This window comes from Janthinobacterium sp. TPC_1 (assembly GCF_056037845.1).
On the sequence record NZ_CP195157.1, the window covers coordinates 2,777,296 to 2,803,356 of the forward strand.

A 26,061-nucleotide genomic window follows, 5' to 3' on the forward strand; every position below is an offset into this window, starting at 1 on the left:
CTAGAACGCCAGGCGTCCCTGCAGGTAGAGCATGCGCGGCGCGCCCACCAGTTTGCCCAGGTTGCCGTCCGAGGTGCGCGTGAAGTAGCGCTTGTCGGCGAGGTTGTTGACGCCGGCGACCAGCTCCAGGCCCTTCCGGCCCGGCACTGTCCATTTCACTTGCGTGTTCCAGGTACGGAAGCCTGGAATGACGCCCAGGCTGCCGGCCGGATTTTCCGCCACGGTATTGGCCTCGTCGGCGAACTGGCGGCTCTGGTGGCTGCTCGACAAATCGAAACCCCAGGCGCCCAGCTGGTAGTGGGCGCCGACGGTATCCGTGGTACGCGAATAGAAGGGCACGTCGTTGCCCGCGTTCGCGCCATCCTGCAAGGTCGCCTTGGTGTAAGTGTAGGTGGCGTAGGCGTTCAAGCCGGCCAGCGGGCCGGACTTGTCGAAGCGGTAGTCGACGGCCGATTCCAGGCCCCGGTGGTGCGTGGCGCCCACGTTGTAGAAGACGACGTTTTCGCCGCTGCCGACGGACTGGATCTGGTTGTCGAACTTGATATTGAACAAGGTCGCTTCGGCCGACAGCTGGCCGCTCTTCCAGCGCGCGCCCAGTTCGGCCGTCTTGGCCAGTTCCGGCTGCAGCGGATTCTTGTCCGATTGCGAGTTCAGCTGCGTGTTTTGCACGGCGCCAAACGAGCTGTTGTAGTTGCTGAACAGGGTCACGTTGTTGTTGAGCAAGTAGGCCACGTTCAGCGAAGGCAGGGCCTTGTTGTTGAGCAACTCGATCTTCTGGTCGACCGGCAAGTGGTTGAAGCGTTCCGTCTTGATGTGTGTTCGTAAGCGCACGCCGGGCGTGATGCGCCAGGCATCGATGGCGATCTTGTCATCGATATACACGGCTTGCGCATCGGTGGCATTGTCGGCGAAGCGCGTCGGCTTTTGCTTTACACCGCTGGCGATGACGATGTTGTAGATGGTCTCGTCGGCCCGTTCGGCCAGGTAGCGATAGCCGACGGTGATGTCCTGCGATACCTTGCCGGTCGTGAAGCGCTGCGTGTAGCGGGGCTCGATGGCCGTCGTTTCATAGTTGCGCGGCTGGCGGCCCAGGCCCGTGCGGCCAGCGTTGATCAGGGTGCTTTCGCGCGAGCTCTTGTTGTAATAGGCGCGCACTTCGAATTCCTGCGTGCTGGAAATGGCGTTCAGGTAGCCGATGTCGACAGCCTTGCGCTCGCCGCTCCAGTAATCGGTCGGGCGCGTGTTCTGGAACGGGTCGGCCTTGTATTGGGCGGTGGTCAGGCCGCCCGGCGTGCGCGACGTCACGTCGTAGTAGGACAGCTTGGCGTACACCTCGGCCGTGGGGCTCAGGTCGTAGCGGAATTTCAGGGCGAAGTCGTTGACCTTCTCGTCGCTGCCCACGCGCCAGTCGCTGCCGCGGATGCCGGAATACAGCACGGCAAGGCCCAGGCCGCTATCGAGCTGGGTGCCGGCAAAGACGCTGGCCTGCGTATTGTGGCCCACTTCGCTGTACGAGTTGTAGCGCACGGTGGCGTCGCCCGTGATGCCTGGCGTGGTGGGCACGCGGCGTGTCTTGAAGTTGATGATGCCGCCCACGTTTTGCGGGCCGAAGCGCACGGCGCCGCCGCCGCGCACCACGTCGACCGTCTCGATATTGGCCAGGCTGACGGGCGCGAACGACAGTTGCGGCTGGCCATACGGCGCCACCGACATCGGGATGCCATCCAGTAACACCGTGCTGCGCGGCGAATAGCGCCCGGCCAGGCCCCGCACGCCGATATTCAGGGAGATGGCGCTGCCGGCGCTGCCCGAGTTGTCGCTGATCTGTACGCCGGGAATGCGGCGCATCACGTCGCTGAGGCTGGCCGCGCCCGAATTCTCGATATCGTCTCTTTGCACCACCGTGCGGGCGCCCGCGAAATTCTTCGTGCTGGCGGCCATGCTGGTGCCCAGCAGATTGCTGCTGACCTGGATCGATTCCAGGATGGGGCCGGCGTTATCGGCTGTACTGGCGCTATTGGCGTCCTGTGCCTGTGCGGCAAGCGGGGCGCCCAGGCAGGCGAGGGCGATGGCCAGCGCGCACGGGCGCAGGGAAAACGGCAGTGGGGAAAGAGTGGCGGCCATGCATGGATCTCCGTAATGACAATGTTTGCGCGTTCGCTCAGGCGGCGCGACAACATCGTGGCGTAGGCATCCGGCGCAAGGGGATGATAATGATAATGATTCTCATTTTATCCGTCAATTGCGCAAACTGCGTAGGGCTGGCTTTCTCCGCGCGCGGGTGGGGAAGTGTTGCTGGCGCGGTACAGCAGGGTGTCTGGATTGTTGCTTGGCACCATTGCTCGGGTGCGGCGGCATTGCGCGCGCTTCTTGTATACTCCCGTTTTTGCAGCCGTCAGACGTGAACGTACAATGAGCCAGACAACTGAAACGACACCAGGCAGTTCCTCCGTGGAACGCCGCCAGGGCGACCAGCCGGCAAGTGCTGCGCGCAAACTCAATCTGCTGGTGGTCGACGACAACCAGGAAGTGGGCGAATCGCTGGCCATGCTGCTCGAAGCGCTGGGCCACCATGCGGTGGTGGTGCGCAACTGGCAGATGGCCGTCGAGCAAGTCAAGCTGTGCGTGCCCGACGCCGTCTACCTCGACATCGAAATGCCCGGCATCAGCGGCATCGAAATCGGCCGCCGCCTGCACCACAATCCTGAAACGGCCAACGCCGTGCTGATCGCCGTCACGGGCCACAGCCTGCCCATGTACATGGACGACGCGCTGGCCGTGGGCTTCCGCCACTTCCTCGTGAAACCCGTGCGCCTGGAAGACCTGGCGACGACGGTGCAGTCGGTGCTGGCGGGGTAGTTTCTTCGCTGTTGTGGCGGATGGGCGGTCAGGTGGTCAGCGCTGCGGCGCGGAATTGCAAGCCGAGTGCATGCGTCACCTTCAAAATGGTGTCGAAGCTCGGATTGCCTTCGCCGGACAGGGCCTTGTACAAACTTTCTCGTCCCAGTCCCGTGTCTTTGGCAAGTTGCGTCATGCCACGCGCCTTGGCAATATTGCCAAGCGCTTTGGCGATGAAGGATGCGTCGTCGCCAGCTTCTTCCAGGCAAGCTTCAAAGTAGGCGACGATATCCTCATCGGTTTTGAGGTGCTGCGCACTATCCCACTTGTTGAGTTTTTGTGCCATCAGACCTCCTGGAGTGTTTGCAATCGCCGAAGTTGCCATCTTCGGCACGCTCATGCGAGCCTGAATGCGGAAAGAGCTTTCCGATCCTTCAGCTTGCTGAACCAACCATCGAACGTGGCGGTGGTATGGATGCTTTTTACACATACACAAGTGTATTTTTGGGGATACGGAAAATCAAGCGTAGTCTCAAGTGTGACTGCCGCGCGCAGGCTGGCTGCGTTCGCTGATGCGCTCGTCTGGCATGTTGCTGAAGGGGGAGGGCTGATGTTGCCTCATGCATGTGCGCGGAAATGAAAAAAGGGTTACAAGCCGAAGCATGTAACCCTTTTATCTACCGCTAATTCTGTGGGGGGGCTGATGGGGCTCGAACCCACGACAACAGGAATCACAATCCTAGCGTTGAGGGGAGATTTATTATTATAAATCAAAGGCTTAACAATTTAATCTTCCAACAATCATTCATTTTTCCTCACTAGCCTATGCGGCCTGCAGGCTACCCGTTGGAAAGTTCTTGTGAGCGCTAAGAGTCCAATCGGCTGGCACTATCGTCAGCCTGGCTTGTCTCTGTACCATATTGCCTTCTGGACTTATAATCCTTGCAACTGGTAAAGCGGAGGACGTATGGGTAGTTTTTTGCGTGATTTACAAATCAAAAATGTGTCCTTGGATCTCCGCCGGGTTGACGAACTTTGTGAGGCTATCGAAAGCTTGGCCATTGAATTGCGCGATGCGGCTGGGTTTCCGCCTTCCCAGCCTCTGCTTCCTTTCTATACATACGTCATACGGCACGATGGGCAAGGAGATCGCCTCTATAGCCGTCGAGACCTAATTGACAGATTTTCCAGGGCGAACGTCGTGGAGCGACTAACGCTTACGTTGGAAACGGGGCAGAGTACAAATACAAGCCGACAAGATGGCGTATTTATCGAGATGATTTTTGATAATGCTAATCCAAATTGCTTTCTGACGGTTTCCGCCGATAGCTCACGCTTATGCGGGGCAGCGTTCGGAGTGTTATCCAATCTAATGCGGAAATATCGCACGCGATATGGTGTGGTGAGATCGACTCTTTTTCAGTTAATGATACAGCTGACCGGGGTTACATTATTTTTTATCCTCAGCATTTCATTGGGTAAGCGTTTGGTGATTACGTCGCTTCACCTAATGGATTTATATTGATAGTCGCATTTACATTGTTAATGTGTTCAAACATTTGGAGCTTTTTGCTACCCGTATTGCAGAGAGGCCTCTCCGCCGTGTTTCCGTCAATAGAGTTCATCAGCGAAGGCCGACAATTCTGGCATTGGACAGTTCAGGCAGTAGTCGGTGCAGTTATTTCTGGAATGGTTTTGTTCGCAGTTGGCTCGGCGGGCGAGGTACTATTAAAAATGGCCGCTGGCATATTTAAAGTTGCTAAATGAAATTTTCGCAACGCGAACCTTCACTGCTAGGATGAATGAGCTTCAAAAAATGGCTGTTCAACTTCAACTTACCGTCACGATGGTGGTAAGGGGCCATAATGCAATTGAAGCTGCAGACTGGGCTGACGAGGTTGTCGAAGAGGCCTTCGCAGAGTCGCCCCGCTCTAGGTATCTAAGAATCTATCTTGATGAAGTTGAAAAAAGAGCTCCTCGATCACACGAGGTTTTGGCTAATATTGAGTCTATCAAACATTTTTTGCATAACAAGGGAAAAAATTAGTGAAAGCCTTGCTAATAATCGCCATAGCTTGCATTCCATTAGTGGCCTTTGGCGCGGAACCCCGCCAGCCAAATTTGTACCTAAATCCAGCAGATTTTTCCACAAAACGACAAGACTGTAACTTAATTGTTGGAGTAGTATCTTATATCCCGACTTGGCGAGATAATAAGGTGCCGGTTGCGCGAGCACATAAAAATATCGAGGATTTGCTAATTAAAGTTGCCGCAGCTGATGAAGATAAATTGCAGTGGCATCAGGTAGTAGACCGCTTGTATGGTTCCAAGGTCACTACTAAAGAGGTTGAAGGTCAGTTACGTCCCATGTGTGAAAAAATTCCGTGAGAGTCGCTACTAATCACAGCAATTGAGTTTCGATAACGTGTTGGATTAGATTGAGCGCGAATGTGGGCAGCTAAGTTGCTTCAACCTCTTGGTGGTGCTGGGTGCAAATATTGCAGACTGATATTTCAAGCACCTGCCAGGGAGGCTATTCGGTGGCGCCAGCCTTTTTTACTTTCCTACGATCATAGTGTTTGTGCGTGGTGCTTGGGTTGGCATGAGCGGCAAAATCATACGCGTCGACGTTACGCTGGTCGAACTTGGCTGTGATGGCGGCTGGCCGGATATCCTGCAGTGAAAAATACTGTGCGTGGTCTGCCAGCCTGTAGTCGGCCTCGTACTTCGCCACTTTCAGCCCCTTCTTATACGCCAGAATATATTCCAGCTCGGCAGCCCGTTTGCGAGCTAGTGCGGCGGCAGCCTCGGCGTCAAACGACGCTATCCACTCGAACATGGCATCCTGCAATACTGACCCCATCCCCGACCGCGTGTACGCCTGGCCTTTTGAGTTGGCGAACAGAAACTGGCGCGGCACCGAGTGCGTCTGTTCTGCTCGTGCAACGACTACGCGCAACCTGGTCGACCACTCACGCAATTTCATCACCTCGGCCTGCCCCTTCTTGCGCTTGGCGCTGGTGACGAGCACGCCTTCCTTCGTTTTGCCATCGATATGGAACGGCCGCAGGTTGCTGGCAGCCGTTATGTTCTTGAAAAGCGCCCGTTGTCGACCACCAATATGGTGCGCGCGCCGCTGGCCCGGCCTGGCTCGTTTGATTACGCATCGATTCCCTCCCGCATGGGCGACCAACGCGTGCCGCACGGCCTGGCTATCCTGAGCCTGAATGACCACCCGGATATCAGGCGGGTATTTGCGCGTTTCCGGATGGATGCCACGGGCATTCAATACAACGTCGGCGGTGGCGGCAAAGCGGTCGACCGCAAAGAGCTGATCATCTACCGCTGGGATAGGGCGGCCGAGCCAGCCAGGTTGTTCTAAGTTTTCAAGTTGGTGTGGCCAGTGCAGACGTCTGCACTGGCTGATGTCCTCTTGCATTCTTTGTATGAGCCTTTTGATATGGCATCATGGTGTTTTGCTGGGGGGGGAAAAATAATGGAAGTTTTTGCATTTGTCTGGTTAGGGAGTGCCGTACTTTGCTGGATTGTGGCCAATAGCAAAGCCCGTTTTGCCGGCGTCTGGTTTTTGTTGGGCCTGCTTTTCGGGCCGTTGAGCCTGATTGCTGTGGCAGTAATGCCATCGGTTGAAAAAGATAAGTCCGCCCCATCACCCCGTACCCACGTCAAGTGTCCTGACTGCAGGGAGCTGGTAATAAAGGATGCGCGAATCTGCAAACATTGTGGCTGCAAGTTGGTGCCACAGCCCTGACAGCGTTGGAAAATAAGAAAAACCGTTGGAAAACACAAAAAAAAGGGTTACAAGCCGAAGCATGTAACCCTTTTTATTTACCGCTAATTCTGTGGGGTGGCTGATGGGGCTCGAACCCACGACAACAGGAATCACAATCCTGGACTCTACCAACTGAGCTACAGCCACCACTGTCTTACTTACCTGTTTAGCTGTTTTGCTGAACAGGTGCCGAATTATACAAAGAACTCGGCGAAGTGGCAAATCTAAATGCAGTCTTTTTTAAAGAATCGAAAGATTGCATGAAAACGGCCGCTTTTGCTCGCACCGTTCACACGGACAGGTGTGCGACGGGCGGCTGCAAGTCCAGCAAACCGGCGAAGGCTTGCGCCAAGGATTCGACCTTGGCCGTCGTGTAGCCCTGCAGTTGCGGCGCATCGTTGTTGATGCGGCGCAAGCTGGCCGCATCGAGCAGGCGGGCCAGCTGGCGCGCCACGGCTTCGCCCGTGTCCACCAAGGTGATCGTTTCCTGCGTATGCGCGCGCACCGTGCGTTCGATGGCGTCCTGCACGAACGGGTAGTGCGTGCAGCCGAGCACAAGGGTGTCGACGCCCTGTTCCAGCATCGGGGCGATATAGCGCTCCAGCATGGCGCTGGTGGCGTCCAGCGGGTCGTGGCCCAGCTCGCACTGTTCGATGCGGTCGGCCAGGCCGATGCATGGCTGCAAGATGAACGTGGCGCCTGTGGCGGCGCTCACCTGCTCGCGCAGGGCCAGCAACTTGTCGCCGCGCAAGGCGCGTTCCGTGGCCAGCACGGCGATCTTGCTGTTGCGGCTGATGCTTGCCGCCGGTTTCAGGCCCGGTTCGACGCCGACGATGGGCAGGTCGGGGTAGCGCGCGCGCAGCGCCTTGATGGCGGCGATGGTGGCCGTGTTGCACGCCACCACCAGTGCTTTCGCGCCTTGCTGCAATAGAAAGGCGGTGATCGCCAGCGAACGGTCGACCACTTGCTGTTCCGTCTTGTCGCCATACGGCGCGTAGGCGGAATCGGCAAAGTAAATCAAATCTTCCTGCGGCAGCTGCGCGCGGATATGGCGCAGCACGGACAGGCCGCCCACGCCAGAGTCGAAAATGCCGATGGGCGCGTCTGGGTGGGCATTGCTTGCAATAGAAGTCATGGGGAACCGGAGTAGATAAAAAAACGCCGCGCTGATGTTGCCGCGCGGCGTCTATGGTAGAGCTTGTTTAAGCGACCGTCACGGGAATCTTGCTGACGCTATTGAGTTGCTCGATCTTCGCCTGCCATTCTTTCGGGCCCGTGTTGTGCACCGACGTACCCTTCGCATCGACGGCCACCGTGACCGGCATGTCGACGACGTCGAATTCGTAGATCGCTTCCATGCCCATGTCGGCAAAGCCCAGCACCTTGGCGTGCTTGATGGCTTTCGACACCAGGTAGGCGGCGCCGCCCACGGCCATCAGGTAAGCCGACTGGTGCTTCTGGATCGATTCGATGGCGACCGGGCCACGTTCGGCCTTGCCGATCATGGCGATCAGGCCCGTCTTTTCCAGCATCATGTCGGTGAACTTGTCCATGCGCGTGGCCGTCGTCGGACCGGCCGGGCCGACGGCTTCGTCGCGCACCGGGTCGACCGGGCCGACGTAGTAAATCACGCGGTTTTTGAAGTCGACCGGCAATTCCTCGCCCTTGGCCAGCATGTCCTGGATGCGTTTATGCGCGGCGTCGCGGCCCGTCAGCATCTTGCCGTTCAACAGCAAGGTCTGGCCCGGCGTCCACGAAGCGACTTCTTCTTTCGTCAGGGTATTCAGGTCGACGCGCTTGGATTTTTCCGTGTCCGGCGTCCAGTGCACTTCCGGCCACGACGACAGCGATGGCGGCGTCATGTAGGCAGGACCGGAGCCGTCCAGCACGAAGTGGCCGTGGCGCGTGGCGGCGCAGTTCGGGATCATGGCGACCGGCTTCGACGCGGCGTGCGTCGGGTGCATCATGATTTTCACGTCGAGCACGGTCGTCAGGCCGCCCAGGCCTTGTGCACCGATGCCCAGCGAGTTGATCTTGTCGCACAGCTCGATACGCAATTCTTCCAGTTTATTCTGCGGGCCGCGTTGTTTCAGCTCAAACATGTCGATGTCTTCCATCAACACCTCTTTTGCCATCAGCATGGCCTTTTCGGCCGTGCCGCCGATGCCGATGCCCAGCATGCCTGGCGGGCACCAGCCGGCGCCCATGGTCGGCACGGTTTTCATGACCCAGTCCACCAGCGAATCGGACGGGTTCATCATGATCATCTTCGATTTGTTTTCCGAGCCGCCGCCCTTGGCAGCGACCTTCACGTCGACGGTATTGCCTTCGACCAGTTCCATGTGCACCACGGCTGGCGTGTTGTCCTTGGTGTTCTTGCGGTCGAAATGCGGGTCGGCCACGATGGAGGCGCGCAGCTTGTTGTCATCGAAGTTGTACGCGCGGCGCACGCCTTCATTGACGGCGTCGGTGACCGTGCCGCTGAAACCTTCGAAGCGCACGCCCATGCCGATTTTCAGGAAGACGTTGACGATACCCGTGTCCTGGCAGATAGGACGCTTGCCTTCCGCGCACATGCGCGAGTTGGTCAGGATTTGCGCGATCGCATCCTTTGCCGCCGGGCTTTGTTCGGCCGCATAGGCGCGCGCCAGGTGCTCGATGTAATCAGCAGGGTGGTAGTAGCTAATGTACTGCAACGCTGCGGCGACGGATTCGATCAGGTCTTCTTGCTTTATGACAGTCATGGTGTTCTCGCGGTGGATAAGAAGGGTAAGACTCTTTGCTGAAAGCCCATGGCCGCCGCTGGCAGCCATGGGGCTTCTTTCTTTAGTGTGGTGCTCTGGCTTGATTTTGCGTGACGGTCATGATGCGGTCCGTGTACGCAATCGCCATCGCCGACAGGATGAAGACCATATGGATCACCGTTTGCGCGATGATCACTTCGATCTTGTACGAGTTGGCGTTGATGAAGGTCTTCAGCAGGTGGATGGACGAGATGCCGATGATGGCCATCGCCAGCTTCGTCTTCAGCACGGACGCATTCACATGCGACAGCCATTCCGGCTGGTCCGGATGGTCGTCGAGGTGCATGCGCGAGACGAACGTTTCGTAGCCGCCGATGATGACCATGATCAACAGATTCGAGATCATGACCACATCGATCAAGCCCAAGACCACCAGCATGATGGTCGCTTCATTGAGCTTGGTCGGCAGGGCGCCGCCCGGTACGGCCACGGCCGTCAAGACGTGCTGCAGGGCCGCATCATTGCCGAACACGGCGCCGATCAGGTCCGACAGTTCCACCCAGAAATGAAATACGTACACGCATTGGGCAAGGATCAAACCCAGGTACAGCGGCAGCTGCAGCCAGCGCGACATGAAGATGAAGGCGGACAGGGGATGCAGTTTGCTATGTTTGGGTTTTTGTGAATGGTCGATCATCTGGAGTTTCCTGGGGGTAAATACCAATTTTTGGTATGCCCGACATTTTACACTTGCTGCTGATCACTGCGCATGCCCTCGATCTGGATTCTTGGCCTTGATGAAACGCAAAGTGGCATCAAGTAGTTGGCGTGTTATCAGTTTTTCCATCCAGAATGCTGGGCGGCGCACCCTTGACGCCCGTCGCCTGTGGCGATTATGGTTAGAATGGATCGAGGAAAACGCCGACTGTAAGGCGTCCGTAAGACAGCAGGAATATTGTGTTAGCAAACAATTACTACACTGGAGACTAGCATGGCCGCTATAGAGAACCAAGGGCAGGGCACTGAGCAGCAGGGACCGGAAGAGTCGCGCGTATTTGAACCGTCGGCTGCGTTTGCCGCACAGGCAACGATTTCCGGCATGGACGCCTATCGCGCCATGGTGGCCGATGCCGAACGCGACTACGAAGGCTTCTGGGCCAAGCTGGCGCGCGAGAACCTGAGCTGGAAAAAGCCGTTCACCCGCACCCTGAACGAAGACAACGCCCCGTTCTACAAATGGTTCGAAGACGGCCAGCTGAACGTGTCGTATAACTGCCTGGACCGCAACATCGAAAATGGCCTGGGCGACAAGACGGCCATCATCTTCGAAGCGGACGACGGCACCGTTACCAAGGCAACATATAAAGAGCTGCACGAAAAGGTCTGCAAGTTCGCCAACGGCCTGAAATCCAAGGGCATCGCCAAGGGCGACCGCGTCATCATCTATATGTCGATGTCCGTCGAAGGCGTTGCCGCCATGCAAGCCTGCGCGCGCATCGGCGCCACCCATTCCGTCGTGTTCGGCGGCTTTTCCGCAAAATCCTTGCAGGAACGCATCATTGACGCGGGCGCCGTGGCCGTCATCACGGGCGACGAGCAATTGCGCGGCGGCAAGAAGCTGCCATTGAAATCCATCGTCGACGAAGCGCTGGCGCTGGGCGGCTGCGAGTGCGTGAAAAACGTCATCGTGTATAAACGCACGGGCAGCGACCTGCCGATGGTGGCCGGCCGCGACACCTGGCTGCACGACCTGGTCGAAGGCCAGAGCGCGCAATGCGAACCGGAATGGGTCGATGCCGAGCATCCATTGTTTATCCTGTACACCTCGGGTTCCACCGGCACGCCGAAGGGCGTGCAGCATTCGAGCGGCGGCTACCTGCTGTGGGCCGCGCTGACGATGAAGTGGAGTTTCGACATCAAACCGGACGACGTGTTCTGGTGCACGGCCGACATCGGCTGGGTGACGGGCCACAGCTACATCGCGTACGGCCCGATGGCCGTGGGCGCCACGCAAGTTGTGTTCGAAGGCATTCCGACCTACCCGAACGCGGGCCGTTTCTGGGAAACCATCAAGAAGCACAAGGTCAGCATCTTCTACACGGCCCCGACGGCCATCCGTTCGCTGATCAAGGCCGCCGACGTGGACCCGAAAGTGCATCCAAGCAACTACGACCTGACCAGCCTGCGCCTGCTGGGCACGGTCGGCGAGCCGATCAATCCGGAAGCGTGGATGTGGTACTACAAGCACATCGGCGGCGAGAAATGCCCGATCGTCGATACCTTCTGGCAAACGGAAACGGGCGGCCACATGATCACGCCATTGCCGGGCGCCACGCCGATGGTCCCCGGTTCCTGCACCCTGCCATTGCCAGGCATCATGGCCGCCATCGTCGACGAAGCGGGCCAGGACGTGCCGAACGGCCAGGGCGGCATTTTGGTCGTAAAACGCCCATGGCCATCGATGATCCGCACGATCTGGAACAACCCCGAGCGTTTCAAGTCCAGCTATTTCCCGGAAGAGCTGGGCGGCAAGATGTACCTGGCAGGCGACGGCGCCATCCGCAACAAGGACACGGGCTACTTCACCATCACGGGCCGCATCGATGACGTCTTGAACGTGTCGGGCCACCGCATGGGCACGATGGAAATCGAATCGGCCTTGGTGGCCAACCCGCTGGTGGCCGAAGCGGCAGTAGTCGGCCGTCCGGACGACACGACAGGCGAATCGATCTGCGCCTTCGTGGTGCTCAAGCAAGCGCGTCCGACGGGCGAGGAAGCGAAGAAACTGGCCCTGGAGCTGCGCAACTGGGTCGGCAAGGAAATCGGCCCGATCGCGAAGCCGAAGGAAATCCGTTTCGGCGACAACCTGCCAAAAACCCGCTCCGGCAAAATCATGCGCCGCCTGCTGCGCGTGCTGGCCAAGGGCGAGACGATCACGCAAGACGTGTCGACCTGGAAAACCCGGCGATTCTGGATCAGTTGAAGGAAGCGTCGTAATGAAAGGTCGGTCCCTGCGGGGGCCGACCACGGCCTCTGTTGGGCTGCTGCTTGTCGTTGCCAGCTTTAACTTTTACCCCACGGTAAATAACTTTGGCAGTCCGTAGAATCTTTGCTATAATCTGCGGCTTCGCGACAAGCGAGAAATAGTACGCAATGCGAGCAAGTAGACGCATTGCCTGCAGGAGAGGTGGATGAGTGGTTGAAGTCGCACGCCTGGAAAGCGTGTATAGGTTCATAGCCTATCGGGGGTTCGAATCCCCCTCTCTCCGCCAAGGATACAAATTGGCCAGTTCAAGAAAGTCCAAGAACGTCCACAAAAAACCGTTTTAGCCCGTGCTAAAGCGGTTTTTTTGTATTCTGGCGTCCAGTACTGTCCAGCTGCAGCCAGTAAAAATCGGGGCTGGATTACAGATCAGCTTACCCCAAGTCTGGCAACCAAGCCCTCATTCGTCGGTCTAAAGTGATTTCTGACGCATATGCTGAGGAGACAGCCATGGCCAAGATCATTCCTCCCCTGACCGAGTTCCAGGTCAAAAATGCCAAGCCCAGGCAAAAGTCATACAAGCTGTTCGATGGCGGCGGCCTGTACGTTGAAGTGATGCCCAGCGGTTCGCGGATCTGGCGCATGAAATTCCGTCAATCGAACGGCAAGGAAAATACGCTGACCTTCGGACCTTATCCGGAAATTTCGATCATGGTGGCGCGTGAAAAGCGCACGGAGGCGCGCCGCTTGCAGCTGCAGGGAATCGACCCTGGCAAGCACCGCGACGACGCCAGGCGGCTCGCTGCCGAAAAAGCATCCAATACCTTCGAGAAAATCGCCCGCGAGTGGTACGCGAACAAGGTGCCGACATGGAGCGAACGCACTGCCAAGAACATGCTGCAGCGCCTGGAAGCCGATATTTTTCCAAGCATCGGCGACCGGCCAATCACGGAAATCCGGCACCGCGAACTGATTGCCACGCTGCGTAAGATCGAGGAGCGCGGCGCGACCGAGATTGCACATCGGCTGAAAGCCGTCTGCTCGCAGATATTCAGCTATGCCATCCAGTGCGGCCTGGCCGACCGCAACCTGGTGGTGGACATGAAAGACGTCCTGAAGACCAAGCGCGCCTCGCACTACGCCGCCATCGACGCCGATGAATTACCCGCCTTCCTGGACGCGCTGGCGCGCAACGAGGCGCGCATGTTCGAGCCGACGCGCATCGCGCTGCGCATGATGCTGCTGGTCTTCGTGCGCACCAGCGAACTGATAGAAACGCCATGGAGCGAAGTCGATCTGGAGAAGGGGGAGTGGATCATTCCCTGGCAGCGCATGAAGCGCGGCAAGCTGACCGTCAACCCCGACACGACCAATCACCACGTCTGCCTTTCGCGCCAGGCGCTGGCCTTGCTACGCCAGCTGCACACCATCACCGGCCGCGGCACGTACCTGTTTCCAAACCAGCGTGACCACGACAAGCCGCTGAGCAACAACACGCTCCTTGTGGCGCTGGCCCGCATGGGCTACAAGGGCCGCATGACGGGCCACGGCTTCCGGGCGCTGGCCATGAGCACCATCAAGGAGCGCCTGGGCTACCGCCATGAGGTGGTGGACCGCCAGCTGGCGCACGCACCCAAGGACAAGGTGGCCAGCGCCTACGACCGCGCCCAGTTCCTGGCGGAGCGCCGCAAGATGATGCAGGAGTGGGCCGACTACCTGGAAGCCGTGGAACGCGGTGATACGCCGCCGCCAGGCCATCATGGAGCGCTGGAACTGGTGTGGCCAGCGCCGCATCGTTAAGGAGACAGCCATGCCAAGACGAATTGAACCTCTGACTGAGCAGCAGCTGATACAGGCCGAGCCTGGAGACAAGCCATTCAAGTTATTCGACGGCTACGGCCTGTATGTTGAAGTCATGCCGACCGGAACAAAGGCATGGCGGATGAAATTTCGTCAGTCAAATCGGAAGGAAGGCAGGCTAACTTTCGGCCACTACCCGGAAGTTTCTCCGGAGCTTGCGAGAAGCCGCTGCTTGGCTGCCCGGAAGATGCTCGATGAGGGCCAGGACCCGCGTACGGAATTCAATGCTGCGCACATACGCCTACCAAAGCGACTGTGGCGAAGTCGCCCGCTTCCTCCTGCCATGGACAGAAGAAAGGTTGGGCGCTGCGCAAGCCATGTCGGTATGCATGCGGTGGAACGGATGCGGGCGCAGGCCTTCCCGGCGCTGAGCCGCGTTTCCGCCGATGAAAGAATGCGAAGCGACATGCTGGCCATGCTGGAGAAAGTCCAGAAAGAGCGCGCCGCCGAGGTGATTGACGTGCTGTATGACTACTGCGCCGATATCATCTTCGACTGCCTTGAATTGGGCATCGATGAAGATGCTTTGATCGAAGCCATGGCGGATGCTAGGGTAGCGCAGCGGCGGAGGTGAGCTATGTATTGGTGCGTTGTTCTAATCTTCGCTGACACCAGTTCCTAAATGAGTTATTGTTCTAGCACAATATTTTTTTCAATAACTGTTTTTGGAAAATATCGCCCGATTGTACAAATTATAAAATTCTAGATTCGGTAATATATTGCGAGAAATTTCGGGGAGTGGATTTGTATTTTTAACTATAATTGGTGTGCTATTTTTATTGATGAAGACGTGAAAATAAGGCGCAATTTTTTATTATATTTCTATATTTTCAAAATAAAATGAATTCAAAATATATTGGCGATACATTCCGTGATTACATTTTTACTATGTTAAAGAGTAAGTTCCCGGATGCGCATGTTGAGGGTAAAGTTGCCTGGAAGAATGCAGATATTGTCTTTACTATGATGGAGCTTGGGAAGCGTGTTAAGGTCGCAGTTGAATGTAAAAACTATAATCGCGCATTGAAAACAAGTGATTTTTCAAAAATTCATGCGGACTATCAGGTTTCTTTGGAAAATAATGATATTAATTTGCTTCTTATTGTTCGAATTATCATGTGGAATCTGCATCAAGACAATATATAGAGAAAAGTAGAAATTTACGATTCATGACTGTTTCAGAGTTGGAAGGCTGGCTTGTCGGACTTGAACCATATGTGCAAGCTTTGGCTGAGGAATTTTCTGCTGATGAAATTCATGAGTATTATGTGGAGGGGCGTTTCGAAGATATTGATGGAACAGCGTTTGATAATATTCATGTGTGGATAAAATCTTCTTTAGCGAGCGATACAGGATTGGCAATCTTGGGTGGTTACGGGCTTGGTAAAAGTAGTTTGGCAAAACGATTGGCATCGGATCAAGCATTACGATACTTGCGCGATCCAGAAAATGAGCGTCTACCAATATTATTGCCATTGGGGCAGGTGGTGCACGAAACCGAACTTGCGGGATTGTTTGGAAAGCATTTTACGGCGAGATACTCATTGGAGGGGTATTCGTATAAAACTCTTATGCAATTGAATTCAGCAGGGAGGTTGTTGATAATATTGGATGGTTTCGATGAGATGAAACACGCGATGACTGAGCATGATTTTCGTGCAAACTTTCGAGAGTTTAATAAGCTCCGCGTACCTAATTCAAAGGTATTATTATTGGGGCGTCCTAATGCATTTACATCAGAATCAAGAAGTTTGTTAATACGAGGCCTATCGTCGATAGGTGAACAGCAATTTTCTAATTTTGATTTCCCCGCGTGGGAAGAGAGGAAATTATCATTTTTTAATTCTGAAGAGCAAAGGATTTTTCTCAATGGATTCTTGAAATGTAAAAATGATGTATTAATCGATAAGAGTATTAGGGTAAAGAGAATTGCCGAAGTAATGAGAGACATTGATGATGATATACTACAGCGCCCTGTACAAACACGAATTGTAGGTCTGCTTGCAGCGGATGCTAACTACGTTTTTAAAGGAATCAGCAGATTTCGGCTTTATAGTGATTTTGTTAAGCAGGTTATTCATCGAGACCAGGAAAAAAGAGCAAGAAGTTTTATTCCTGCTACAGATAGGCATAGTTTTTTATGTGGATTAGCGTGGTGGTCTTGGACTAGGCCTGGAGTTCAAGGTACTTTCTTAAGGGAGGAGGTTCCAAATTCATTGTTGGATGGTTTGTCTGATGGTCAGGCAATTGACTATCAATCCAAGAGAACTGAGTATTTAGTTTCTTCTTTAACGGAGGAGAAGGACTCTAATTTTTTATATTTCGCTCATCGTTCATTTCACGAATTTTTAGTGGCCGCTTACATAATTTCTTTGAGTGAGCCATCGCATAGCGCTCTAAAAGAGATTAGCTTAGCACTGAGCGATGATGTTGTTGACTTTTTACGCGAATCAAAAGAGGATGATTGTTTTGCATATATGTACTCGACATTGAGTGATGCAAAAGGAATTCCAGTTAGTTTAAAGATGACAGAGCTACTTTCATCCTCTACTATATTGCTGGAGAATATTCTGGAAAAAACAATATTAAAGTTGACTGCGCTTGATGTTTTTATTGTTTGGGCTTCTAAAAAGTTCGCTATCAATAACAAGGATTTTCAATCTTGGTTAGGAAAAGTTATTGCCTTTGGTGAGAATGATGCTGCAGATGCAGCTGGGTACATTTTTATGGAAATAATATATCACGATACTGAAGTTTCGTTGCTAAACCCTGTTGCTTTTATAAGTAAATCTTGGGATAGGATGCTATCTGGATTGAGTGGTGGTGGTTCAAAAATATATGAAGAGGAATTAATTAATGTGGATTCCAAAGGAATAGTAATTAAAGATGATAAATTTGGTGCGATAGCTGAATCAATTTCCAAGCAAACAAGAAAAATGCGCTTATTGAAAGGTGATTGGATTTTAATTAATGCCAAGCAAATGCATTCTATTTTTACTCAATCCATGAGGGCGTTAGGTTTTATAGGCTTATCCACAGGTAAAGAAAATAAGTTGTTTGAAATACCTTTGGATGCGGTTGAGAAGAATATGAGTAAAATTAGAGCTAGACAGTTCCGGTCAATTTATCAACGTAAAGGCGATGAATTTTTATTGGTTAAAAGTACGCGCCGAACGACAGGAAAGCGCAGCTCAAGACAAAAAAGAGACGATGAGTGAGTGATAAAAGAAAGTAATTCACTATTTCACTTTAAGTGTTTCGCTTGCGGAGACCAGTGCTTGCAGATTTGTCTGTCATTGGGGATATAGTGGTAGTGCGTCTGCTAGCTTCAATGCATGACTGCATCCACCGTAGTACCTCGCTTCTAAGCCAAGCAGAAGAACGTCCCTGCAACTTGACGGGCGCAGGGAAGGTGCCTTCCTTGATACCCGCATAAACGCTGCTGCGCGACTTGCCGCAGGTTGCCAGCACTTCGCCCAGGCGGATGAAGCGCTCTTCACCCAGGCGAGGTTCCACGCGGCGCTCTTTCAGGTATTCGGCTGTCGCTGGTTTCATGGCGTCCCCCTTCGTGAATCAAAAATGCCAGCGGCAGCACCGGGGCGAATGGCATATGCCGCAGGCCTTGCCCTGCGACCGATTCGTCCTTCGTCGAGACGCGCTCGCAATCATTATTTCGAAAACATGGGGCCAGTATCGAATGCCGTAATCGCTGGTGCAACAAGAATCGGCCTGCCATGCCACTTGGATCAAGCCTGCCGCGCACTTTGTGTGAGATCAAGGCTGGACACAGGAGCGGGTTCGTGGAAGCTTTAGCAGCTAAAAATTCGGCAATCGACAGCGCATTCTTCATGCGATAGATGCATTGGCGCGGCCCCGATTTCATTGGTCCTGTTGCCGTATCGCCGCCACATGTGCATGCGACTGCTGGCATCTCACGCCATCAATACCTGTCAGCAATCGTTTTGACCGCCTCCAGGGGGATCTCTTTCTGTCCATGCGGAAAGGCGCAGCCATCGGAGGAGAAGCGCGCTATTGCCGTGTAGTACTCGTACAGCAGACTATGAAAATTTGTTGCTGACATTGATCAAGGTCGGCCCAGATGCATGTCAAATGTTCCCACTTGGATGCTGCCTATTGCCGCTGATCAACCGTGCTACTTTCGGCATACATTCCTGCTAAATCTGCTCTCGTACCTGCAAAAAAATGGTTCGACCGAGGTATTACCCGGTGATTAAAGGGTTTCAGTCGCTGCACAGGGCGGAACTACCGTGCTAGTTTCGGCATACATTCCTGCTAAATTTGCTTTCGTACCTGTAAAAAAATGGTTTGGTCGAAGTTGTGTCCGACGATTTTTGTGGTTTAGTCGCTGCGCGAAGCGGGGCAGGATAGGTGAAGTTAGCTAACCTTCGGTTAGCTAACTTCCCACCTGCTTATTCGCACCTGCGGTGCTCAACGGAACTCCCGGTTTAGACTTTCGAATGAGCATGCTCCAACTGCACCTACTGCACCTACTGCGCCTTATGTGTAAGTCCGCGTCCGAATGGCAGCACCTTGCGCTCCTAGCCAGCCCATCTCAAAGGCGTATTCGATCAGTCTTCTCAGTCCTAGTCGAGGCTTATGTTTCCCTGGTGACCTCTTCATATTTCCTTTTCAGCATGTAATAGGCACAGCAAATGAAGAGCTTGTTGGAACTGGACCAGCACAATCCATATTCAAAGTTATTTCTTCGACGATCTTGTATAGATTTGGTAGGTTGACGCAGAAGAATCCCTATTGATCAGGGGTTTTAATAAGAATTAAAAATGATTTGAGTGGTTCTAAAATACTCCTTCAAGTAGGATGGATGGGGAAATTGCAAAACTGATGGCGCTGTATTTTCGGTGTAACATTGCGGCTTTCCGAGAGAGCTAAACAATCGGTTATTGGAATATGGATGATCAAGTTAATAATTTTTGTTCCTAATTAAGTGTTAATGTGATAAAGTTTTTCCGTAATGTAGAGAAGTTTGTTGCGTACTTTACCTCAATAGGACATTAATGAATATTTTACCCACTAAAGATGCCGCCGAGTTGGACGAAGTTTCTGAGGCCTTGGAAATTGTTTTTAAGGATACCAGCAACTTTATCGTCATAGGCCTGACTGGTCGCACGGGATCTGGATGCTCCACCAGTGCCGAACTACTTAGCTCTTCGCGGCTTCCTATTCCAGAGGCTGCTAACTCACATTATATAGGGAATGAAAAGAGAAAATATCAAATAGTCAAGAATTATATTGATAAGAAATGGGTACCATTTCAATGGTTGCAAATTAGATCGGTATTGACGCGCTATATTTTGGAGCTGGATTTCTCTGATTTTTGTAAGCTAGTTTGCGAAATATTGCGTGAAAATCAACATGACGTAGAAAATCATATAGGATACTTTAAGGATGAATATAGTGAATTCTACTCAAAAATTTCTAATTTTTTAATTAGTTCGGAAGAGTCGATAGGCGATATAAATGCAAAGAAGCTTGCGGCATATCAATTATATTTTATTGATTTGCCAATTTTCTCTAATAGTGTTCGTGATTGTTTGAAGAGAATTTCAGCAGGTGCCTACACATCTATTTATCAAAAAATCGGTGATAATGTTAGGGCTTCTGGTCGTGCTGATAATGCTAGTTTTAATCCAAAGAAGGTTTTTGCTTTCGCGGAAACCATCAGTCGAATAATTAAGTCAGCGAGATATTGGGCGAAAACGAAAGGAATTCCTTGTTATCTCGTGGTAGATGCTATTCGAAATCCATATGAGGCAGTATACCTTCGTGAACGTTATCCGGATTTCTTTTTGGTATCAATTAACACGGAGAATGAGAATAGATTGGCGCATCTTAGGAATAGCCATAAGTTTACTGATCAGCAAATCTCTGATTTGGATAAGAAAGAGTATCCACATTCGCTAATGGGGAGCAAAAAATATAGCTCACAAAATATTCAAAAATGTATCGAAATTGCAGATATCCATATCAATAACCCAAAGGCTGATCAGTACGGGACTAGTGAGCTTGCGAGTCAACTCGCTTGGTATGTCGGGTTAATGATGCATCCAGGACTCTCATTATGCCAACTTCCATGGAAACCTGTATGCAAATAGCCTACACAGTCAAAAAGTCTTCAGGTTGCATTTCAAGACAGGTGGGCGCTGTGGTTACTGATGAATACTATTCGGTTAAGTCAGTTGGTTGGAATAATACTCCTGCTGGTCAAGTTCCTTGTTTATTACGGAATGCTTCACATCTTCTTGATGGTATCGACGTTGTCGCATATAGTAAATATGAAAGAAATGACTCTGTATTCCGTGGAATAATGGTTTCAAAGTTTTCGAAGGATATTATCGATAAGGCGAATCAAAATGGACGAAATTTAGCTTACTGTTTTAAGGATATACAGAACGAAAAAGAAGGTGAGAAAAATCAAGTTCATACTCGTGCATTGCATGCGGAGGAAAATGCATTTTTACAAATTTCGAAGTTCGGAGGTCAAAAATTAAAGGGTGGAATATTGTTTACGACAGCGAGTCCGTGCGAGTTGTGTGCGAAAAAAGCGTATCAGATCGGCCTTGCAAAAATTTATTATATAGACCCATATCCGGGCATCGCAACTAGTCACGTTCTTACATCTGGAGATTTTAGCCCAACGTTAATACTTTTTAGAGGTGCAATTGGTGCAACTTATGATCGTCTATATCAACCTATTATGCCCTACAAGGAGGAGTTGGACATGTTGCTTTCTATTCCAAAAAAACTTCGTAGTGAGGAAGTGAAGTTGAACGAATTATCGGAAGAGAACTCTTCTTTGAAACGGCGATTGGAGATTCTCGAGGCGCGATTGATAGAAAAAAATATAAATTCTTCAAAAAACCAATAATTAATTACGGCTAGATAACACCTATGCAGCACCTATAGGGTTAGGTCTGCCATTTGGACACGGGCTGATACATTGAGCACTGCAGAAGCCTGGTCAGTTAGACCAACGAACGCACGTCCTCAGCACGCAATGCCGACGACAAAGACCGATGGGCTTCAACTGCAACCACAGCACCAATCCGTGTCCAAATGGCGGACCTGACCCCGAGTGCGTTGACAGGCGTTGAATGGTGCATTGCCACAATTTCGGAACAGTTGAGCGGCGGACGGTGGACAAGTATTGGCCATTTTTTGTTGCAAGCATCGTTTCGCGGTGACACTTTATGTATTTTTCTACTGGGCAAGATGCTATCCTGATCACATCTGTTAATTTTTTTTGGAATCATGCGAATCGAGAGGGTCGTTATGCACAATACCTACAACATATACAAGATTCGTCATGAACGATTAAATGATCTAAAACAAAAATTGGAAATGGTCGGCCTTTTCGAGCAGAAGACATTGCAGTCTAAAGAATACGAAATGAAATTTTACTTTTCTGAAAAGGTGGAGGGGAATCCTATTTGGTGGTGGCAAACATACCGTGATTTTTTCAAAGATGGACTAGAAGAACCTAAAAATTATTTTTATTTTGGCGTCCTGCTTTGCTCAGATACTAAGAACGAGGAAAGAATATATGCCGTCAGTTTAGGTAAAGCTCACTTCTACTTATCTAAGTTCATTAGTTCGGATTTCGGCATAAATTTAGCAGTTCGTATGGCTGACGAAAATACTATTCTTTTAAAGAAAAGTCGATATTTCGCGGGTTCCAAACGACAAGATGTTTCTTCGTACGAGAAATTTCAAAAAGATAGTTATGAGCCAGGGGAGTCAGTAGACCATTTAAAACTCAAAGCGTCGGATAAGGAAATATGGGGAAAGAAAAATATAATTTTTGCTGATTCCATACAAATGGATATGGACATTCATCCGTCGAATCTATCATCTGTTTTCGAACAGATTGATGCTCATTCTGTTAAGGACGAAATAATTCAGTTGCCAAAACTTGAACAGGTGGAAAATGAATTGGGGTATGATTTAGATGGTTTGCTGCTTGCATGTCTAAGGGATGAACAGGGGAAGGTAAATGTTGAAGAATTTTCTGTTCACGGAGTAGCGATTTGCTTTAGCTTTCACGACTATGAATATAGACTGTCAGCCAAGAATCCAGGTCAAGATAAATATCATAAGAAAAATATCGGAAACACGTTGGAAATTTCGGCCATTCGTGAATTCCTTGAGGAAAACAGGGATATTGTTGATGTTAATTCAATTCGAGTCCAGTTTCAGAATGATGAACTTGGAAGTTTTACAAAAGGACTCAAGGAGGTCCTAGATCTTCCTATATTCCATGATAATTCATACTACTTCCTCCGAAATGGAGAGTGGTATAAGTTCAATCAAATATTCATGGATTATCTTAAGCGCTCGCTTGAGAGCATCGAGTTAGTTAAAATGGTTGATCTGAGCGAAAAAGATTACCTTGCGTGGAAGGCCGATAAGGAAAGGAAGATTTTAGAAAAAGAAGATGTTGATGATAAGTTGGTATATCGAGAAAGTTATTTCAATAAAAAACTATGTACTGACCATGGTTATGAATTGCTGGATCGGCAACTTACACAAATACGGTCATTGAGCGAGGGAAAGCAGAAATATAAGGTTGAAATTGCTGACCTATATAAAGAAAATGAAATAATTTCCGTTAAAATATCAGAAGCTAATCATGATCTTATTTATAATATCGAACAATCAAAAGACTCGGTTGAGTTAATAATGAGGAAATCTGTTGATTTTGAACATAAGTTGGTTTCTGCAGGATTGTGGTTCGTATTTGAAGGCAATGTTGAAAAAATTACGGATATAAATTCAGTTCAGTTTTTATTGGCAATAGAAGCTTGGCGGAAATTAGTGAAAAGTTTTAATCTTAAACCGAGAATTTATATATCGAAACATGACTTGACCTAGAATTTTATAAAGTGAAATACGGAAGGTCTCGGCGCCGCTGAGGGTATGTTTTGGGGTATGCGGCAACCTGAACATAGCCGATAATTATGCGCCACAATGGATTCGTTCATGATAGTAATCCCCCCTCTTCCATTTCTGAGCGGCATCGGCATCGGCATTGGCATTGGCGGAACATCCCAGCTCATCACCCCGAATATCCCAAGCCCCCGCAAACCTTATCCCATCTCAACCCCCTCACAGTTTCCCCATGTATCGTAAGCCTCTCCTACCAAGCCCGGAGAGTCCCATGTCCTACACCTACACCAAAGTCACCGACCTGGAAAAAACCACCATGGTCGGAAATCATCAATGCGTTGCGCTGGTCCGCCATTACGCGGGCGCCCCAGCCACATTGGCCTGGAAGCAGGTGGAGGCAGTGCTGGGAAATCGTTTGCTGCGCAAGGGCACGGCCATTGCCACGTTTATCAACGGCAAGTATGCGAATCATCAACAAGGCAATCACGCGGCCCTGTATATGGGGCAGGCGCTGGATGGGATCATTGTCATGGACCAGTGGACGGGCAAGCGCCCGGGCATCGTGACTTCGCGCACCTTGCGTGCCAAAGGCCAGTACAAGAATGGCTTGCATATCGACCCCAGCAACAATGCCGACGCTTTTTTCGTCATCGAATAGGGGAGTGTCCATGCAACATCAACGTTTGTTGACCGCGCCGCCTGCTGCCTATTCCCTCTGTTCGCGCAGGCTGCGATGCCCGCCGTCCATGCTTGCCCGGAGAGCGTGCCCGAGGCATCGATCAGGCTGAACGCCGTGCCGGCTGGCTGGACGCCGTATATCGGCAGCCCACTCTACCTGAGTGCCGCGGCGCCGATCGACGGCGCGCCAGCGCGCAGGGGGCAGCTCGTGCCCAGCGGGGAGCGTAAGAAGCAAGGGAGAACGACGCTCAGCTACCGCCTGGAAGGCCCCTACCCAGACGGCAAGTGGCTGCAATGCAGCTACGGCGAGCATGGCGAAGTCACGCTGTCGCGGAGGATGGACGACAGCGTCAGCCTGTGCGAGTTTACTTACAGAAAAGGCCGCAAGGCCGGGCAGAACGAGATCGATATCGATTGCCGGTAAGTGAATTGGTATCAGCGGTATTGCTGCGTGAATCGCAGGCCGCTGCAATCAGTGCCTGTAGCTGTGCATGCCGGCTTACGCGTTCCGCTAAGCCGACCTACGCAACTGCCGCCTGCCCGCAGCGCAGACGCAAAAAAGCCCGCCGAAGCGGGCTTTTTCACTCTACCGTCAAACCAAACGCTCAGAACTGGTTCATCGTATTGTCTTTACCGGCAGCTTTGAGCGCCGCTTCGCCGCTGAAGTAATCCTTGTGATCGTCGCCGATGTCCGAGCCGGACATGTTTTGATGTTTCACGCAGGCGATGCCCTGGCGGATTTCCTTGCGCTGCACGCCGGCCACGTAGCCCAGCATGCCTTGGTCGCCGAAGTATTCCTTGGCCAGGTTGTCGGTCGACAAGGCGGCCGTGTGGTAGGTCGGCAGGGTGATCAGGTGGTGGAAGATGCCGGCTTCGCGGGCCGAGTCGGCCTGGAAGGTGCGGATCTTCTCGTCGGCGGCGATCGCCAGTTCCGTCTGGTCGTATTCCACGCTCATCAGCTGGGCGCGGTCGTAGGCGGACACGTCCTTGCCTGCTGCCGCTTTCATGCCGTCGAAGATTTGCTGGCGGAAGTTCAGGGTCCAGTTGAACGATGGGCTGTTGTTGTACACCAGCTTGGCGTTCGGGATGACCTTGCGGATTTCGCTGACCATGCCGCCGATTTGCGCGATATGCGGTTTTTCCGTTTCGATCCACAGCAGGTCGGCGCCGTTTTGCAGCGAGGTGATGCAATCGAGCACGCAACGCTCTTCGCCGGAACCGGCGCGGAACTGGAACAGGTTGCTCGGCAGGCGTTTTGGACGCAGCAGCTTGCCTTCGCGCTTGATGATGACGTCGCCATTGCCCAGCGCGTCGGCCGACACTTCTTCGCAGTCGAGGAAGGAATTGTATTGGTCGCCCAGGTCGCCTGGTTCATTCGTCACGGCGATCTGCTTGGTCAGGCCGGCGCCCAGCGAGTCGGTGCGGGCGACGATGATGCCGTCGTCCACGCCCAGTTCCAGGAAGGCGTAGCGGATGGCGCGGATCTTGGCCAGGAAGTCTTCGTGCGGCACCGTCACTTTACCGTCCTGGTGGCCGCATTGTTTTTCGTCGGATACCTGGTTTTCGATCTGGATGCAGCAGGCGCCCGCTTCGATGAACTGTTTCGCCAGCAGATAGGTGGCTTCGGCATTGCCGAAACCGGCATCGATGTCGGCGATGATGGGCACGACGTGGGTGACGTGGCCGTCGATCTTGGCCTGGATCGCTTGCTTTTCAGCACCTTGGGCCGCATCCAGCTGGCGGAACAGGCCGCCCAGTTCGCGGGCATCGGCCTGGCGCAGGAAGGTGTACAGCTCCTTGATCAGTGCCGAGACGGCGGTTTTTTCATGCATCGATTGATCCGGCAGCGGGCCGAACTCGGAGCGCAGGGCGGCGACCATCCAGCCGGAGAGGTAGAGGTAGCGGCGGTCGGTGCTGTTGAAGTGTTTCTTGATCGAGATCATCTTCTGTTGACCGATGAAACCGTGCCAGCAGCCGAGCGACTGGGTGTACTTGGATGGGTCCGCATCGTAGGCAGCCATGTCGTTGCGCATGATCTTGGCCGTGTACTTGGCGATGTCCAGGCCGGTCTTGAACTTGTTCTGGGCGCGCATGCGGGCGGCGGACTCGGGATTGATGGCGTTCCATGCGCTGCCTTGTTGGTCTTTCAAACCGGCAACAGCTTTGATGTCGTCTTGATATTGGGACATGTGAATCTCCTAAAAAGAAAAGCTATGTTTGAGAAAATCGCCGAGTGCGCCACA

At 52.4% G+C, this 26,061-nt stretch carries 21 protein-coding genes, 2 tRNA genes and 1 pseudogene; 14 read left to right on the plus strand and 10 right to left on the minus strand.

Annotated elements, in window-relative coordinates:
• On the minus strand, positions 1-2,124 hold the full coding sequence (locus ACQVLG_RS13530) for a TonB-dependent receptor family protein (RefSeq protein WP_474295037.1): 2,124 nt from the start codon (positions 2,122-2,124) through the stop codon (positions 1-3).
• Between the two features lie 288 nt (positions 2,125-2,412).
• On the opposite strand from ACQVLG_RS13530, the gene ACQVLG_RS13535 reads away from it, so the two are divergent.
• Entirely contained in the window at positions 2,413-2,859 is a 447-nt protein-coding gene (locus tag ACQVLG_RS13535; protein WP_230538699.1) for a response regulator, read from the plus strand.
• 28 nt (positions 2,860-2,887) lie between these two features.
• Here ACQVLG_RS13535 and ACQVLG_RS13540 read toward each other — a convergent pair whose 3' ends face one another.
• Positions 2,888-3,184 carry an addiction module antidote protein gene (locus ACQVLG_RS13540; RefSeq protein ID WP_474295039.1) on the minus strand — a complete coding sequence of 99 codons (297 nt, stop codon included), beginning with the start codon at positions 3,182-3,184 and terminating at the stop codon, positions 2,888-2,890.
• Between the two features lie 621 nt (positions 3,185-3,805).
• Between ACQVLG_RS13540 and ACQVLG_RS13545 the strand changes: the two genes are divergently transcribed.
• Together ACQVLG_RS13545 and ACQVLG_RS13550 are read left to right on the plus strand one after the other, a co-directional pair.
• Positions 3,806-4,363, plus strand: a complete 558-nt coding sequence (locus ACQVLG_RS13545) for a hypothetical protein (RefSeq protein WP_474295041.1) — start codon at positions 3,806-3,808, stop codon at positions 4,361-4,363.
• A gap of 521 nt (positions 4,364-4,884) precedes the next feature.
• A complete protein-coding gene (locus ACQVLG_RS13550; protein WP_474295042.1) occupies positions 4,885-5,226 on the plus strand; it encodes a hypothetical protein in 342 nt (113 codons plus the stop codon).
• A gap of 145 nt (positions 5,227-5,371) precedes the next feature.
• Here the strand turns inward: ACQVLG_RS13550 and ACQVLG_RS13555 are convergent, their stop codons facing one another.
• The 5 genes from ACQVLG_RS13555 to ACQVLG_RS13575 all read right to left on the minus strand — a co-directional run bounded on the left by ACQVLG_RS13555 (position 5,372) and on the right by ACQVLG_RS13575 (position 10,069).
• On the minus strand, positions 5,372-6,277 hold the full coding sequence (locus tag ACQVLG_RS13555) for a hypothetical protein (protein ID WP_474295044.1): 906 nt from the start codon (positions 6,275-6,277) through the stop codon (positions 5,372-5,374).
• Between the two features lie 422 nt (positions 6,278-6,699).
• Positions 6,700-6,775, minus strand: a tRNA-His gene (locus tag ACQVLG_RS13560).
• A gap of 142 nt (positions 6,776-6,917) precedes the next feature.
• Positions 6,918-7,763, minus strand: a complete 846-nt coding sequence (gene murI / locus ACQVLG_RS13565) for a glutamate racemase (protein WP_474295046.1) — start codon at positions 7,761-7,763, stop codon at positions 6,918-6,920.
• Positions 7,764-7,830: 67 nt separating this feature from the next.
• Complete coding sequence (locus tag ACQVLG_RS13570; RefSeq protein WP_086144995.1) at positions 7,831-9,372, minus strand: fumarate hydratase; 1,542 nt, start codon at positions 9,370-9,372, stop codon at positions 7,831-7,833.
• 82 nt (positions 9,373-9,454) lie between these two features.
• Positions 9,455-10,069 carry a YqhA family protein gene (locus tag ACQVLG_RS13575; protein WP_070218187.1) on the minus strand — a complete coding sequence of 205 codons (615 nt, stop codon included), beginning with the start codon at positions 10,067-10,069 and terminating at the stop codon, positions 9,455-9,457.
• Positions 10,070-10,363: 294 nt separating this feature from the next.
• On the opposite strand from ACQVLG_RS13575, the pseudogene acs reads away from it, so the two are divergent.
• The 6 genes and pseudogenes from acs (at position 10,364) to ACQVLG_RS13605 (ending at position 17,433) form a co-directional block, all read left to right on the plus strand.
• Positions 10,364-12,369 (plus strand): annotated as a pseudogene (acs, locus tag ACQVLG_RS13580) (acetate--CoA ligase).
• 184 nt (positions 12,370-12,553) lie between these two features.
• Positions 12,554-12,644 (plus strand) — tRNA-Ser (locus ACQVLG_RS13585).
• Positions 12,645-12,865: 221 nt separating this feature from the next.
• Entirely contained in the window at positions 12,866-14,155 is a 1,290-nt protein-coding gene (locus ACQVLG_RS13590) for a tyrosine-type recombinase/integrase (protein WP_474295048.1), read from the plus strand.
• Positions 14,115-14,789: an Arm DNA-binding domain-containing protein gene (locus tag ACQVLG_RS13595; protein WP_474295050.1), complete on the plus strand. Its 675-nt coding sequence runs from the start codon at positions 14,115-14,117 to the stop codon at positions 14,787-14,789. The genes ACQVLG_RS13590 and ACQVLG_RS13595 overlap by 41 nt, the downstream gene beginning before the upstream one ends.
• 266 nt (positions 14,790-15,055) lie before the next feature.
• The gene (locus tag ACQVLG_RS13600) at positions 15,056-15,361 is read left to right on the plus strand and encodes a hypothetical protein (RefSeq protein WP_474295052.1); all 306 of its coding nucleotides are present in this window, start codon (positions 15,056-15,058) and stop codon (positions 15,359-15,361) included.
• Positions 15,334-17,433 (plus strand): NACHT domain-containing protein, encoded by a 2,100-nt coding sequence (locus ACQVLG_RS13605; RefSeq protein WP_474295054.1) that lies wholly within the window; start codon positions 15,334-15,336, stop codon positions 17,431-17,433. The genes ACQVLG_RS13600 and ACQVLG_RS13605 overlap by 28 nt, the downstream gene beginning before the upstream one ends.
• A 31-nt stretch (positions 17,434-17,464) precedes the next feature.
• Here the strand turns inward: ACQVLG_RS13605 and ACQVLG_RS13610 are convergent, their stop codons facing one another.
• The gene (locus ACQVLG_RS13610) at positions 17,465-17,770 is read right to left on the minus strand and encodes a helix-turn-helix transcriptional regulator (protein ID WP_409027112.1); all 306 of its coding nucleotides are present in this window, start codon (positions 17,768-17,770) and stop codon (positions 17,465-17,467) included.
• Positions 17,712-18,065 carry a hypothetical protein gene (locus ACQVLG_RS13615; RefSeq protein WP_474295937.1) on the minus strand — a complete coding sequence of 118 codons (354 nt, stop codon included), beginning with the start codon at positions 18,063-18,065 and terminating at the stop codon, positions 17,712-17,714. The genes ACQVLG_RS13610 and ACQVLG_RS13615 overlap by 59 nt, the downstream gene beginning before the upstream one ends.
• A 1,186-nt stretch (positions 18,066-19,251) precedes the next feature.
• Between ACQVLG_RS13615 and ACQVLG_RS13620 the strand changes: the two genes are divergently transcribed.
• From ACQVLG_RS13620 to ACQVLG_RS13640, 5 genes are all read left to right on the plus strand, one after another.
• Entirely contained in the window at positions 19,252-20,349 is a 1,098-nt protein-coding gene (locus ACQVLG_RS13620) for a nucleoside/nucleotide kinase family protein (protein ID WP_474295056.1), read from the plus strand.
• Positions 20,340-21,122 carry a hypothetical protein gene (locus tag ACQVLG_RS13625; RefSeq protein ID WP_474295058.1) on the plus strand — a complete coding sequence of 261 codons (783 nt, stop codon included), beginning with the start codon at positions 20,340-20,342 and terminating at the stop codon, positions 21,120-21,122. Before ACQVLG_RS13620 ends, ACQVLG_RS13625 begins: the two co-directional genes overlap by 10 nt.
• A 404-nt stretch (positions 21,123-21,526) precedes the next feature.
• Positions 21,527-23,125 carry a DUF6119 family protein gene (locus tag ACQVLG_RS13630; RefSeq protein ID WP_409027110.1) on the plus strand — a complete coding sequence of 533 codons (1,599 nt, stop codon included), beginning with the start codon at positions 21,527-21,529 and terminating at the stop codon, positions 23,123-23,125.
• A gap of 286 nt (positions 23,126-23,411) precedes the next feature.
• Positions 23,412-23,798, plus strand: coding sequence for a BPSL0067 family protein (locus ACQVLG_RS13635; protein ID WP_474295060.1), 387 nt, complete (start codon positions 23,412-23,414; stop codon positions 23,796-23,798).
• Between the two features lie 57 nt (positions 23,799-23,855).
• Entirely contained in the window at positions 23,856-24,242 is a 387-nt protein-coding gene (locus tag ACQVLG_RS13640) for an STY0301 family protein (RefSeq protein WP_474295643.1), read from the plus strand.
• Between the two features lie 181 nt (positions 24,243-24,423).
• Here ACQVLG_RS13640 and ACQVLG_RS13645 read toward each other — a convergent pair whose 3' ends face one another.
• Positions 24,424-26,007 carry an isocitrate lyase gene (locus ACQVLG_RS13645; RefSeq protein WP_474295062.1) on the minus strand — a complete coding sequence of 528 codons (1,584 nt, stop codon included), beginning with the start codon at positions 26,005-26,007 and terminating at the stop codon, positions 24,424-24,426.
• Between the last annotated feature and the right edge of the window lie 54 nt (positions 26,008-26,061).

What these genes read in the sequence shown, in the direction of transcription:
- ACQVLG_RS13620 (WP_474295056.1), top strand. Translation starts at nt 19,252, where the DNA reads ATGAATATTTTACCCACTAAAGATGCCGCCGAGTTGGACGAAGTTTCT.
- ACQVLG_RS13545 (WP_474295041.1), top strand. Translation starts at nt 3,806, where the DNA reads ATGGGTAGTTTTTTGCGTGATTTACAAATCAAAAATGTGTCCTTGGAT.
- ACQVLG_RS13540 (WP_474295039.1), bottom strand. Translation starts at nt 3,184, where the DNA reads ATGGCACAAAAACTCAACAAGTGGGATAGTGCGCAGCACCTCAAAACC.
- murI (WP_474295046.1), bottom strand. Translation starts at nt 7,763, where the DNA reads ATGACTTCTATTGCAAGCAATGCCCACCCAGACGCGCCCATCGGCATT.
- ACQVLG_RS13635 (WP_474295060.1), top strand. Translation starts at nt 23,412, where the DNA reads ATGTCCTACACCTACACCAAAGTCACCGACCTGGAAAAAACCACCATG.
- ACQVLG_RS13625 (WP_474295058.1), top strand. Translation starts at nt 20,340, where the DNA reads ATGCAAATAGCCTACACAGTCAAAAAGTCTTCAGGTTGCATTTCAAGA.
- ACQVLG_RS13555 (WP_474295044.1), bottom strand. Translation starts at nt 6,277, where the DNA reads ATGCAAGAGGACATCAGCCAGTGCAGACGTCTGCACTGGCCACACCAA.
- ACQVLG_RS13600 (WP_474295052.1), top strand. Translation starts at nt 15,056, where the DNA reads ATGAATTCAAAATATATTGGCGATACATTCCGTGATTACATTTTTACT.
- ACQVLG_RS13535 (WP_230538699.1), top strand. Translation starts at nt 2,413, where the DNA reads ATGAGCCAGACAACTGAAACGACACCAGGCAGTTCCTCCGTGGAACGC.
- ACQVLG_RS13590 (WP_474295048.1), top strand. Translation starts at nt 12,866, where the DNA reads ATGGCCAAGATCATTCCTCCCCTGACCGAGTTCCAGGTCAAAAATGCC.
- ACQVLG_RS13575 (WP_070218187.1), bottom strand. Translation starts at nt 10,069, where the DNA reads ATGATCGACCATTCACAAAAACCCAAACATAGCAAACTGCATCCCCTG.
- ACQVLG_RS13630 (WP_409027110.1), top strand. Translation starts at nt 21,527, where the DNA reads ATGCACAATACCTACAACATATACAAGATTCGTCATGAACGATTAAAT.
- ACQVLG_RS13530 (WP_474295037.1), bottom strand. Translation starts at nt 2,124, where the DNA reads ATGGCCGCCACTCTTTCCCCACTGCCGTTTTCCCTGCGCCCGTGCGCG.
- ACQVLG_RS13610 (WP_409027112.1), bottom strand. Translation starts at nt 17,770, where the DNA reads ATGAAACCAGCGACAGCCGAATACCTGAAAGAGCGCCGCGTGGAACCT.
- ACQVLG_RS13570 (WP_086144995.1), bottom strand. Translation starts at nt 9,372, where the DNA reads ATGACTGTCATAAAGCAAGAAGACCTGATCGAATCCGTCGCCGCAGCG.
- ACQVLG_RS13645 (WP_474295062.1), bottom strand. Translation starts at nt 26,007, where the DNA reads ATGTCCCAATATCAAGACGACATCAAAGCTGTTGCCGGTTTGAAAGAC.
- ACQVLG_RS13615 (WP_474295937.1), bottom strand. Translation starts at nt 18,065, where the DNA reads ATGAAGAATGCGCTGTCGATTGCCGAATTTTTAGCTGCTAAAGCTTCC.
- ACQVLG_RS13595 (WP_474295050.1), top strand. Translation starts at nt 14,115, where the DNA reads ATGGAGCGCTGGAACTGGTGTGGCCAGCGCCGCATCGTTAAGGAGACA.